Origin of the sequence: Streptomyces sp. NPDC001663, from assembly GCF_042893105.1 — a bacterium.
Classification (GTDB): domain Bacteria; phylum Actinomycetota; class Actinomycetes; order Streptomycetales; family Streptomycetaceae; genus Streptomyces.
Genome location: NZ_JBIAUR010000007.1, coordinates 354,919 through 366,155 on the forward strand (window position 1 = coordinate 354,919; position 11,237 = coordinate 366,155).

At 69.9% G+C, this 11,237-nt stretch carries 9 protein-coding genes, 1 tRNA gene and 2 pseudogenes; 6 read left to right on the top strand and 6 right to left on the bottom strand.

Going from position 1 to position 11,237, the window contains the following annotated elements; translation table 11 throughout:
- Positions 1-378 precede the first annotated feature (378 nt).
- Entirely contained in the window at positions 379-852 is a 474-nt protein-coding gene (locus tag ACFY1L_RS24175; RefSeq protein ID WP_388827856.1) for a hypothetical protein, read from the top strand.
- Positions 853-906: 54 nt separating this feature from the next.
- Here the strand turns inward: ACFY1L_RS24175 and ACFY1L_RS24180 are convergent, their stop codons facing one another.
- Together ACFY1L_RS24180 and ACFY1L_RS24185 are read right to left on the bottom strand one after the other, a co-directional pair.
- Positions 907-1,236, bottom strand: coding sequence for a hypothetical protein (locus ACFY1L_RS24180; protein ID WP_388827859.1), 330 nt, complete (start codon positions 1,234-1,236; stop codon positions 907-909).
- A gap of 232 nt (positions 1,237-1,468) precedes the next feature.
- Positions 1,469-2,323, bottom strand: a complete 855-nt coding sequence (locus tag ACFY1L_RS24185) for a tetratricopeptide repeat protein (protein WP_388827862.1) — start codon at positions 2,321-2,323, stop codon at positions 1,469-1,471.
- Positions 2,324-2,751: 428 nt separating this feature from the next.
- On the opposite strand from ACFY1L_RS24185, the gene ACFY1L_RS24190 reads away from it, so the two are divergent.
- The 4 genes and pseudogenes from ACFY1L_RS24190 to ACFY1L_RS24205 form a co-directional block, all read left to right on the top strand.
- Entirely contained in the window at positions 2,752-3,471 is a 720-nt protein-coding gene (locus ACFY1L_RS24190) for a DUF2637 domain-containing protein (RefSeq protein WP_388827865.1), read from the top strand.
- Positions 3,472-3,641: 170 nt separating this feature from the next.
- Positions 3,642-3,833, top strand: a complete 192-nt coding sequence (locus ACFY1L_RS24195) for a mobile element transfer protein (protein ID WP_388827868.1) — start codon at positions 3,642-3,644, stop codon at positions 3,831-3,833.
- Positions 3,834-4,112: 279 nt separating this feature from the next.
- A pseudogene (locus ACFY1L_RS24200) lies at positions 4,113-4,553 on the top strand (replication initiator); the annotation flags it as partial.
- Positions 4,538-4,732, top strand: a pseudogene (locus tag ACFY1L_RS24205) (tyrosine-type recombinase/integrase); the annotation flags it as partial. The pseudogenes ACFY1L_RS24200 and ACFY1L_RS24205, both read left to right, overlap by 16 nt.
- A 68-nt stretch (positions 4,733-4,800) precedes the next feature.
- On the opposite strand, the gene ACFY1L_RS24210 reads toward ACFY1L_RS24205, so the two are convergent.
- The 4 genes from ACFY1L_RS24210 to ACFY1L_RS24225 form a co-directional block, all read right to left on the bottom strand.
- Positions 4,801-4,876, bottom strand: a tRNA-Arg gene (locus ACFY1L_RS24210).
- A 94-nt stretch (positions 4,877-4,970) separates the two neighbouring features.
- Positions 4,971-6,374, bottom strand: coding sequence for a dihydrolipoyl dehydrogenase (lpdA, locus tag ACFY1L_RS24215; protein WP_388827871.1), 1,404 nt, complete (start codon positions 6,372-6,374; stop codon positions 4,971-4,973).
- Positions 6,375-6,480: 106 nt separating this feature from the next.
- Positions 6,481-8,145 (bottom strand): IclR family transcriptional regulator C-terminal domain-containing protein, encoded by a 1,665-nt coding sequence (locus ACFY1L_RS24220; RefSeq protein WP_388827874.1) that lies wholly within the window; start codon positions 8,143-8,145, stop codon positions 6,481-6,483.
- Positions 8,146-9,025: 880 nt separating this feature from the next.
- Positions 9,026-10,303 carry a M6 family metalloprotease domain-containing protein gene (locus ACFY1L_RS24225; protein WP_388827877.1) on the bottom strand — a complete coding sequence of 426 codons (1,278 nt, stop codon included), beginning with the start codon at positions 10,301-10,303 and terminating at the stop codon, positions 9,026-9,028.
- 265 nt (positions 10,304-10,568) lie between these two features.
- On the opposite strand from ACFY1L_RS24225, the gene ACFY1L_RS24230 reads away from it, so the two are divergent.
- Positions 10,569-11,219, top strand: a complete 651-nt coding sequence (locus tag ACFY1L_RS24230) for a TetR/AcrR family transcriptional regulator (RefSeq protein ID WP_388827880.1) — start codon at positions 10,569-10,571, stop codon at positions 11,217-11,219.
- Positions 11,220-11,237 lie beyond the last annotated feature (18 nt).

Here is an 11,237-nt window from a genome sequence, read left to right on the forward strand (position 1 = left end):
ACCCGTCGGCTGGGGTGCGCCCCGCGCACTTCCACGCTAGGTCGCCACCGTCACCACGGCGACCGGGGGCGCGGTGTCCGGTCCTCGCCGTGAGCGAGAACCAGTACCAGGGCGTGCTCGGGCAGCCGGCCGGCGGCTTGTCGCGGTGATGTGCTCCTCCGCGGGTAGCCGGTCCGCTTGCACGGCGTCGACCAGGGCCTGGTGGTGGTGGTCGCGTTCGTTCTGATCGGCGTAGGCCTCGGCGATTGCGGCGAGTGCTCGGTCGAACGAGTCGCCGCTTCCCAGTTAGGACTTGTCCGGGCGATCTCTGACGCAACGGCGCCTGACACTCGTAAATCTCGTTGTCGAAGCTCTCGCCGAGTGAGGTAGAAGGGCGGCATGGATGCTGCCGTGCTTGAACAGATGCTGGATGGGACCTTCGATCACGCTGTCGTGCACCACGGATACACCAACTACATGCGCGACTACGAGGTCATCGTCTACGCAACGGCTGATCCCCGTACCGGCATCACGCCGTCCCACCTGCGGTATCTGTTCAGGTACTGCGTTGAGGCGAGGTGCGAGACGTCAGTGCTGGCGGAGACCTGGCGGGTCTCTTTGGACGACCGGCTCATCGACCACGAAACTGGTGCAGACCTCGACGGGTACGTCTGGGGCGTGAAGTGGCACTGCCTTTACCCGGGAGCCAAGCTTCTCCCCGAGTCGGAGGCCACGCGACGCTGGTCGAACGCCCTCGGCATCGACTTCCACGAGGTACGCATCGAGACCAACGCGCACAACCTGACCTTGCTCTTCTCCGACCTTCAGGTGAGCGAGGTCCCGGTTGGATATGCACCGTTCGTCACGGAGTAGGGGTCAGCGTTCGTGTGATCTTGTGGCCAGCGTGTGTCCGGGTCGTTCTTCCTGTCATGGGCGGGGTGATCTGAGTGATGCGGAGTGGGAACGGCTGCGGCCGTTCCCGCCCTGGCCTGGTGCCGTCGACTCGCCGGCTCCGCCGTACAGATCGGCGCGGAGACGCCCCTTGGCCGCTTCAAGACGCGGGCCGTAGTCGGGCATGAAGATCTCGCTCAGCGTCTTGTCCAGCGTTCCGGAGATCGCGTAGATCGGCGACCAGACGGCTCGGTCGTGCACGATCCTCTCAAGGTCGTCGGACTGGAACATGACTTGGTAGAGCCAGTCCGACAGCACGAACGCTTGATCGCGCGTGAGCCTGATGGTGATCGCTTCCTCGTCCATGCCCTCAACGTAGCTGCTTGGACTGGCGGTGTATTGGGCCCTAGCTTCCGTGCTGACCAACACGCTTTCCAACTGTGTTGGTGGGGTGATGGGCTGTGTACGGGGGCGTTCACCTGCGTTCATCGGCGGCTCGTCACCAGGCTGGGATCGGCTCCGGGTCTTGGCTGAACGCAGGTGAACCGGGCTGAATGAGACGGAAACCGAGACGGGCAGCGGCGGCGTCGGTGGACGCTCACCAGCCGCGCTCGCGGGCCATGGTGATGAGCGTTTCGGCCTCGGAGGACCGGTCGGCCAGCTCGCCGGCGCTGCGGATCTGCTCTTCGGTCATGCCGTGCTTCACCAGCTGGATGGCTTCGTGGATCCCGTCTCCGTTGCCGCGGTCGAGCATGGCCAGGAACCACCGCACGGCTTGGACCGGGTCCGGTGCTGTGCCCAGGCCGTCGCGGTACCAGCAAGCGGCGGCGAACATCGCACCCGCGTGGCCGCGCTCCGCGGCATGCAGGTACCAGCTCAGCGCTTCGGTGTCCTCGTCGATCGCGGCGAGGCGATCACCGAGTACGGCAGCGGCCTGTGTCACGCCCCCTTCGACTGCTTGGCGCAGCAGACGCAGGCACTCGTCGTGGTCTCTCACCCGGGCATCGCCGTTGATGTGCATGCCCGCCAAGTTGAAAGCGGCATATGCGTCGCCGGCCTTCGCGGCTGCTGTGAAGAGGGCCTCGGCCTGGAATCTGTCTGCCTGCACTCCGCGGCCGGTGCGGTACAGGAAGCCCAAAGTGCGCTGGGCCGCCGGATGCCCGGCCCGTGCCGCGGCTGTTGCGTAGGTAAGCACCATCGGCAGAGCCGAATCGTCCACGAAGTCGAGCAGCGCTCCGGCCACCAGGGCCTGCGCGTCGACGTCCCCGGCATCGGCCAGAGCCTTCAGAGGCGCGATCCCCGTGAGCACCAGGTTCGCTGACTCCACACTGCCGGCATTGGAACCAGCGATCCAGGCAGTGACGGCGGCCTTCCAATCCTCCCTGGCAGCGGCTTGCCGACCTCGCTCGATGAACTCGGCGGCTCTATCGGGAGGGACAGGAACATCGCTCATAGCTAGACATCCTGCCGCACGCCATGTCAGCACGGACCACGAGGACGGTGCAGGGTGGCAGACCGGTGGCAGGCGCGTTTCTCTCCCCCCGAAACCTGAGCTTGGGAAGCTAAGGTGATCTAGGGTCGGTTGTGGATCTGACCTGCGGTGGAGCGGTGTCGGCGCCCCGTGGGCGGACGACTGGTTCCCCGGTGTTCCCCGTGGATCCCCGCATAAGGCCCTGATGCGCACTCGCTGCGCTGACTTCGCCCGAACCGTCGTGATGCTCGGCCAACTCGCCCTCTACGCCTCCACCTTGGCGCTGATGAGGACTTCATCGAGGTCGCGGGCCGGTCCCTGGCTGCCTCGCTGCCGGACCCGCCGCCCGGTCTTTTCCCGTCCGGTTGCGACCCCAACGCCGGTACCCGCTACCCGGGCGGAGGCTCCTGATGGACCGCTCGCCCCTCCGTGTCGACGCCATCCTGGTCCAGGCCGTCATCGCCGGAGCACTGTCCTTCGCCCACCTCCACGACATCGCGTCGGCGGCCGGACAGGACGGTTGGAAAGCATGGGTCTACCCGATCAGCGTCGACCTGCTGCTGGTCGCGGCCTGGCGCCGATTGCGCTCCGGAACGGCGAAAGCTGCCGCGTGGTGCTGGTTCGTCATCACCCTGACCGCGTCCCTCGGTGCCAACGTCGCCACCGCCGGACTGCTCGACATGACCCAGGTGCTGGCCTATCTGCGCATCCTCGTCGCGGGTTGGCCCGCCGTCGCCTTCCTCGGCGGAACCCTCCTCGCCCACACCACCCCCACTACACCGGACAAGGCAGCCGACGTCATCGAGGACCAGAAGGAGACGCCCGAACCCACCCCCGAGCCGCCTGCCCAACCACCCATCGAGGCAACGCCCGAGCGGCCCGCCGTGTCGGTCCCGGCCGCTCTGGTCGACCACGCCCGCAAGGTCGCTGCCGAACACCACACCCGCACCGGAACCCCGATCGACACCCCAACCCTCCGCGCCCGCCTGGGAGTTCCCGCACCCATGGCCGAAGCCATCGCCGCCCAACTCCGAAGGCCGGATTTCACCGGGAGGCGCTACCTCTTCCGCCGACTCGCTGAATTCCTGCGGTGGCGAAAAGGAGCAGCACGGAAAAACAGACCATCGTGATCACGGTGGCCCAGGACTCGCCCAGCCACCACCGTCCCCCTGCGGCCGCGAGCCCAAGTATCAATGCGATCCCGCCGAAGGCGATGAGCCCCCGTGTTCTTCGTGACATGCCGCCTGTCTACATGCCATCGCGCCCCTCAGGTGAGTGATCAACGAAAAGGAGATCATCCGTGACCGCCAACCGCCGCTTCCGCAGCGTCATCCGTATCGGCCCCGTCCAGGTCGCCACCGCCTACGACGACCGGGACCGCGAGAAGCACACCGCCGCCTACACCGCCCCGCGCTGCGGCTTCTCCGCCGACTACGACAGCCGCGCCGCCGCTGAACTGGCCGCCCGCACCCACCGCTGCCCTGTCCGCTGAAAGGACCCACCGCCCCGTGACCGTCAGCCTCCCGCTGGTCTTCGTCCTCGGCTTCTTCGCTTGGGGTACGGCCATCTCGGTAGCCGTGGCCGCCGTCGTCCTGCGCTCCATGCTGCGCGACCACAACAGGCGCTGCTGAACCGACCCCGGCCGCCGGGGCGGCGGCACACGACCAAGCAGACGCCGCCCCGGGGCCTGTCCCTCCCGACCGAGCCAGTCAGAAGGAGAAACGCCATCTTCACCCGCACCACTCCGGCCCCACTCCCGGAACTCGCGAACCTGGCCTCGCAGGGCACGCTCCCGGGTATCCTCCGCCAACTCTCCACTCTCGGCGGCTGCACCCACCCGATCCGCCTGGACGGCCACCGCACCGAGTACGACGTCGACACCACCACCGGCGAGATCGGCAACGTCCTCCACCACCTGGACTCGACCAGCCTCCCGGCCGGCCAACTCCTCGTCCGCTGCAACAACCGCCGCACCACTCGCTGCCCGGCCTGCGCCGAGGTCTACCGCCGCGACACCTTCCAGCTGATCACCTCCGGCCTGCGCGGCGGCAACGGCATCCCGGAACACGTCGCCGCCCACCCGCGCGTGTTCGGCACCCTCACCGCCCCGAGCTTCGGCCCGGTCCGCAACCGCCCCTCCAGCGGCCGTCCTTGCCGCTGCGGCGTGCACCACGACCAGGACGATGAGGCACTTGGCACGCCAATCGACCCGGCACGGCCACCCTCCTCACAGCGGCCGGAGTCGCGCCCCGCGTAGTGATGGAGATCCTCGGGCACTCCCAGATCAGCATCACCATGGATGTCTACACGCACGTCGTCCAGGACACCCAGCGCGAGGCCATGAGCCACATGGACCGGCTCCTCAGGAAGAGGCGCCCCGGTCGTCAGTGACCGCCCCCGTTGATGTCAGAAGTAGATGTCAAAGGCCCCGGACCATGATCGGTCCGGGGCCTTTTCGCTGGTGCCCCCGGCAGGATTCGAACCTGCGACACCCGCTTTAGGAGAGCGGTGCTCTATCCCCTGAGCTACGAAGGCGGGATGGTCGTCAGTGTAGCGGGTGACCGTTCAAGGGGTGACGGCTTGGTGGGGGTGGGGCGAGGTCTCGTCTCGTCCCACCCGCTCACTCGTCTCAGAAGTTGATCATGTGGCCCGCCAGCCCGTGCACCGCCTCCTTCACCGCCTCCCCCAGCGTCGGGTGCGCATGGACGTTGCGGGCGACCTCGTGGACCGTCAGGTCCCACTGCTGGGCCAGGGTCAGTTCCGGGAGGAGTTCTGTCACGTCCGGGCCGATCAGGTGGCCGCCGAGGAGTTCGCCGTACTTGGCGTCGCTGATCAGTTTCACGAAGCCCGTGGAGTCGCCCAGGCCGTGGGCCTTGCCGTTGGCCGTGAAGGGGAACTTGGCGACCTTGACGTCGAAGCCCTGTTCGCGGGCCTGGGCCTCGGTCCAGCCGAAGCTGGCGATCTGCGGCTGGCAGTAGGTGGCCCGCGGGATCATGACGTACTCGAGCTCCATGGTCTCCGCGTCGGCGATCGTCTCGGCGGCGACCACGCCCATCGCCTCGGCGGCGTGCGCGAGCATCAGCTTCGCGGTGACGTCCCCGATGGCGTAGATGTGGGGGACAGAGGTGCGGCAGCGGCCGTCGACGTCGATCGCGCCCCGTTCGGTGACCGTCACGCCGGTGTTCTCCAGGCCGTAGCCCGTGACGTTCGGGGCGAAGCCGATGGCCTGCAGGACCTTGTCCGCCTCCAGTACCTGCTGGGTGCCGTCCTTGCCGGTGACCGTGACGCGTACCTGCGGGCCCGACTCGTCGATCGCGTCGACCCGGGTCGAGGTGAGCACGTCGATGCCGAGCTTGCGGTACTGCTTGGCGAGCTCCGCGGAGACCTCCGCGTCCTCCAGCGGCGCGATGCGGTCGAGGAACTCCACGACGGTGACCTTCACGCCGTAGTTGTGCAGGACGTACGCGAACTCGATGCCGATGGCGCCCGCGCCGGCGATGACGATCGAGGCCGGCAGGTCCTCGGCGAGGATCTGCTCCTCGAAGGTGACCACGCGCTCGCTTCGGCGGGTGCCCGGCAGCAGCTTCGGGGTGGCGCCGGTGGCGATGATGCAGTTGTCGAAGCCGATGGTGCGGGTCGTGCCGTCGCTCAGCGCGACCTGCAGCGAGTTGGCGTCCAGGAACGTGCCCCGGCCGTCGAACTCGGTGATCTTGTTCTTCTTCATCAGGTAGTGAACGCCCTTGACCCGGCCGTCCGCGACCCGGCGGCTGCGCCGGTACGCCTCGCCGTAGTCGAAGGTGACCTGCCCCTCGGCCTTGATGCCGAAGGTCTTGGCCTCGCGGGTGAAGATGTGGGCGAGTTCCGCGTTGCGCAGGAGCGCCTTGGTCGGGATGCACCCGACGTTCAGACAGACCCCGCCCCAGTACTTCTCCTCCACCACCGCGACCCGCTTGCCCAGCTGGGCGGCGCGGATGGCGGCGACGTAGCCACCGGGGCCTGCGCCTAGTACGACGACGTCGAAGCGGTCATCCATGAGGGTTTTGCCTGCCTCTCCACGTTCGTAATGACTGCTCCGATCATGCGCCGTCACCGAGCGCGACGCGAAGCCGGGGGCACCTCGGGACATCCTGGGCACGTGCTCACGACACCGGCACCCGCGTGAACCTCCCCGCCACCTGCAGCTCCCCCTCGATCGCGTCCGCCGTCGCCCGCAGCGCCGGCAGGATCTCCCGTACGCACTCCTCGACCGTGTGCCGGGCCGCGTGCATGGCCACGTTCAGGGCGGCGACCGCGCGGCCGGTGCGGTCGCGGACCGGGACCGCGATCGAGCGCAGGCCCTCCTCCAGCTCCTCGTCGACCAGGGCGTGGCCCTGCGTCCGTACGTCGTCCAGGAGGCCGGCCAGGGTCTCCGGGTCCGTGAGGGTGTGCGGGGTGAGGGCCCGGAGGGGGAGCGGGAGGCGGCGGTCGGACGGGGGCAGGTCCGCCAGCAGCACGCGGCCCATCGACGTCGCGTACGCCGGCAGTCGCGTCCCCACCGCGACGTTGACGCTCATGACGCGGCTCGTGGCGACCCGCGCCGTGTACTGGATGTCGTCCCCCGACAGCACGGCCAGGGACGTCGACTCGTGGACGCGGCGGGCGAGTTCGGCCATGTGCGGGGCGGCGATCTCGGGCAGGGACACCCGTGACAGGGGCGGAAAGCCCAGCGCCAGGACGCGCGGCGTCAGTTCGAAGACGCGGTCCCGGGCGCGTACGAGGCCGAGGTGCTCGTACGTGATCAGTGCCCTGCGTGCCGTGGCCCGGGCGAGGCCCGTCGCCTTCGCCACCTCCGTCAGCGTCAGCTCCGCGCGGCCCTCGCCGAAGGCGGTCAGTACCGTCAGGCCGCGGGCCAGGGACTCGACGAACTCCCTGCCCAGTTCCTGCTTCGAGGCGCCGGTCCAGGTCGCCAGGCCCGAGGGGGACGCCCCGGGCTCCGCGGGCGCCGTGGTGCGCAGGTCGTCCTCCATCGCCCGCACCGCCGCCCGCAGCCGCGGCAGCAGCGAATCGCGCAGATCGGCTGCCGTGTGCCGGCTGGTGTGGCTGACCACGTTCGCCGCGCACGCGATCCTGCCGGTACGTGGATCCCGTACCGGAACGGAGACCGCGACCAGGCCCGGTTCGATCAGCTGGTCGTCCAACGCCCAGCCGTCCGCCGCGGATTGGGCCGCGGATCGTTCGAAGTCCTCATCCGGGTAAGGGGATTGACGAGGTGGTACGGCGGGGAAGCCGTGGTCCTCCGGGTCCGCCGCCCGGCGTTCCCGCCACGCCTGCCACTGCTCCTTCGTCCACTCCGTCGCGAACAGCGGTCCGGGGGCGGTGCGTTCGGCCGGGAGCAGGTCGCCGATGCGGAAGCTGAGGGACATGGCGCGGCGGCGGGTGGCCTGGTGGATGAAGCGGATGCCGTCGCGGTCGGCGACCGCCAGCGACACGGACTCGTCGAGTTCGTCGGCGAGCGCGTCGGCCCTCGCGTCCAGCAGGGCGGGCAGGCGCAGGGCGGCCAGGTAGGCGTTGCCCAGTTCCATCAGCCGGGGGGTGAGGACCGCGTCCCGGCCGTCGAGGCGGACGTATCCCATACGGGCCAGCGTCGAGGTGACGCGGTCGACCGTGGAGCGGGCCAGGCCAGTGGCGCGCTCCAGGGCGCTCAGGCTGAGGGTGCCGTCCGCCTCCGTCAGCCGGTGCAGCACGGCGACCCCGCGGATCAGCGGCGTGACCGCCTCCGCCGGTACGGCGGGCGAGGCGGCGTCGAGAGCGGGGTTCGCGGGCATCGGTTCTCCGGTACGGCGGTCACGGCAGCCCTACGGTAATGCGACGACCGTCCCGCGATGTGCCTCCCGCCCGCGCAGCGCCTCGTCACCGGCTCCCGGTCGCCGCCGTTGCCCCAAGCCCGGCCGCAGCCGCGTCGTCGCCGCCAGGTCGCCACAGCGTCCCCAGTCCCGTGACCGCCGTGCCATCGGCCCCGCCCGCCGCCGTGCCATCGGCACCCGGCCGCGACGGTGTCCTCAGTCCCCGGTCGTCGTGTCTTCGGCGCCCAGTCGCCAGCGCCAGGCCTCGTCGCCGCGGTCCCCGGCACTCAATTCACCGCCGCGCCCTCCGCCTCCGATCACGACCGCGCCACCTGGCCCCGCCCGCCGCCGTGTCCCCGGTCGTCTCCGCGTCGTGGCCGCCAGGTCGCCGCCGCGTCCCGAGCCTCCAATTCACCGCCGAGCCCCCCGCCTCCGGGCTCCGCCGCGTCGCTCGCACCTGGGTCCTCGCCTTGTCACCGGCCTCCATACATCGCCGTGCCCCCCGCCCCACCCGCTACCGCGTCGCTCGCACCTAGGTCCTCGCCCTGTCGTCGGCCTCCAATACATCGCCGCGCCGTCCGCCTCCGGTCGCTGCTGCGTCGCTCGCACCTGGGTCCTCGCCTTGTCACCGGCCTCCGATACATCGCCGCGCCCCCACCCCGCCCGCTACCGCGTTACTCGCACCTGGGTCCTCGCCCTGTCGTCGGCCTCCAATTCACCGCCGAGCCCCCCGCCTCCGGTTGCTGCTGCGTCGCTCGCACCTGGGTCCTCGCCTTGTCACCGGCCCCCAATTCACCGCCGAGCCACCCTGCCGCTTCACCGCCGAGCCACCCACTCCACCACCCCGTCACCCGCCCCCGCCTCACCGCCGAGTAACCCGCACCCGGTAATCCCCCGACAGATCCGCCCCCGCCACCGCGATCCGGACCCCCCTCTTCGGGTCCTTGAAGACCTCGCCGGGGGCGAAGGGGGCGTCCGAGAGTTCTGCCTGGACGTTGGGGCTGCGGGTGCAGCCGCCGCTGTCGCGGTGGGAGTCGTAGACCTTCACCGGGCCCATGCCGGTGTCCACGTCCGCGTCCACCTTGTAGATCAGTACGCCCGGGCGGCAGACCGCCTCGTCGTTGCCCTCGTGGGTGCGCAGTTCGACGGCGTATCCGGTGCGGGCGCCGAGCGGGACGAAGACCAGCTTGGGGCCGCCCGCGCGCTCCAGCGGCGTCAGCCTGTACTCCGTGGTGCCGTGCAGCGCCGCGCAGCTGACCTGGGAGGCGTCCAGCCAGCCCAGCTTCCACTTGTGCCAGCCGAGCAGGTCGTTGTTGGCCCCCCAGTCCTCGCTCATGATGTCCCAGTGGCCGACCGAGCCCCCGCCCTCCTGGGTGTAGAGGTCCGGCAGGCCGAAGACATGGCCGTTCTCGTGCGGAAGGACCCGGTAGCCGGTCTGCGCGTAGGAGCCGGAGCCGTCGTCCTGGCGGGAGTAGACGAAGGACGCGTTGGCGACCGGGACGCCGTCCGCCACGGGGGCCTCCGTGTTGCCGGCAAAGGTCACCGACAGGACCGTGTCCAGGGCGGAGGGGCCCGCGTTCGGGGTCATCAGCACGTTCAGGAAGTCGTAGTCGCGGAAGTCGACCTTGGGATCGGCCGCGCTCACGATGTCCTGGACCAGGTTGCGGTAGCCGGAGTCGAAGGGGGCGCCGCGCTCTATGCCGTACGCCTTGAACGCCTTCGGCATCCGCAGCCAGTGCGGGACGGGGATCTCGGGGCGGTAGTCCAGGCGGCCGTAGGAGGCGGTGCGGAACCACTGGCGGGTCTTCGGGAAGAACTCGTGGAAGCGGTCGAGGGCGTTGCCGGGGCCGGGTGCGTCGGAGAAGTCGACCATCAGGGTCAGGGCGTGGACGGTGCCCGTGGAGCGGGAGTAGCCGGCCGGGGTGGGGACCCCCTCCGACATCTGGACCGCACGGTTTCCGTTGATCATGCACGGGCCGAGCGCCGCGGTGTGGGCCGGGGCGATGGGATTCGCCCCGGCCGCCGTGGAGGCCGCCCTCTGGCGCCCGGTGCCTGCCGACGTACTGACCGCCAGGGTCAGGGCGGTCACGACGGCAAGGGCGGCCCCGCGGCGGGCGCGTATCCGGTGACGGAGCGGCATGCACGGTCCTTCGTCCATGGCAGCCGCCGGTCGTCTCTGGCTGCGCCCTTTCGATCACCCTGTGTGTGCGGATGCGCGGGCGCGCGCTGGAGGAGTCCGAACGTGGGTTTCGGTGGCAGGAGGGTGTGACTCGGGTCACATGAAAACTTCCCGTCAACCTGAAATAAGCGGGGAGCGTCTCCCCGTTTAGTCAGGTGTCCGAGCGAAACGGGGACCGGCTCCCCGGATCGCGACATCACAGCCAACGGAGGGCACCGTGACCGCCATGACGACCGCGAACCCCGCGCAGCGCAAGGTGACCCGGCCGCGCGCCGACGCCCTGCGCAACCGGGAGCGGATCGTCACCGCCGCCCGGGAGATGTTCACCGAGCACGGCCCGTACGTGCCGCTCGACGACATCGCGCGCCGGGCAGGCGTCGGAAACGCCACGGTGTACCGCAACTTCCCCGACCGCGACGCGCTCGTCCGCGAGGTCGTCTGCTCCGTCATGGACCGGACGTCGGAGGCGGCCGAGCAGGCGCTCGCGCAGAGTGGGGACGCCTTCGAGGCGCTGGAGCGCTTCGTGCACACCGCCGCCGACGAGCGGATCAGCGCGCTGTGCCCGATGGTCTCCAGCACCTTCGACCAGAACCACCCCGATCTCGAAGCGGCGCGCGAGCGTCTGGAGCGAACCGTCGAGGAGTTCATGGACCGCGCCAAGGAGGCCGGCCAGCTCCGCCCCGACGTCGGCGTCGGCGACCTGATGGTCGTCGTGGCCCAGCTCAGCCGGCCCCCGGCCGGCACCGACTGCCTCGTCAACGACCGCTTCGTCCACCGTCATCTGCAGCTGTTCCTGGACGGACTGCGGGCCCCGGCCCGCTCGGTCCTGCCGGGCACGGCCGTCACCGTGGAGGATCTGCGCCGGCCCTGCGATTAGTTCCGCACTCCAAGCCAG

Excerpts from the sequence above, each read along its gene's own strand:
- ACFY1L_RS24175 (WP_388827856.1), top strand. The coding sequence starts at position 379 with ATGGATGCTGCCGTGCTTGAACAGATGCTGGATGGGACCTTCGATCAC.
- ACFY1L_RS24180 (WP_388827859.1), bottom strand. The coding sequence starts at position 1,236 with ATGGACGAGGAAGCGATCACCATCAGGCTCACGCGCGATCAAGCGTTC.
- ACFY1L_RS24185 (WP_388827862.1), bottom strand. The coding sequence starts at position 2,323 with ATGAGCGATGTTCCTGTCCCTCCCGATAGAGCCGCCGAGTTCATCGAG.
- ACFY1L_RS24190 (WP_388827865.1), top strand. The coding sequence starts at position 2,752 with ATGGACCGCTCGCCCCTCCGTGTCGACGCCATCCTGGTCCAGGCCGTC.
- lpdA (WP_388827871.1), bottom strand. The coding sequence starts at position 6,374 with ATGGATGACCGCTTCGACGTCGTCGTACTAGGCGCAGGCCCCGGTGGC.
- ACFY1L_RS24220 (WP_388827874.1), bottom strand. The coding sequence starts at position 8,145 with ATGCCCGCGAACCCCGCTCTCGACGCCGCCTCGCCCGCCGTACCGGCG.
- ACFY1L_RS24225 (WP_388827877.1), bottom strand. The coding sequence starts at position 10,303 with ATGCCGCTCCGTCACCGGATACGCGCCCGCCGCGGGGCCGCCCTTGCC.
- ACFY1L_RS24230 (WP_388827880.1), top strand. The coding sequence starts at position 10,569 with ATGACGACCGCGAACCCCGCGCAGCGCAAGGTGACCCGGCCGCGCGCC.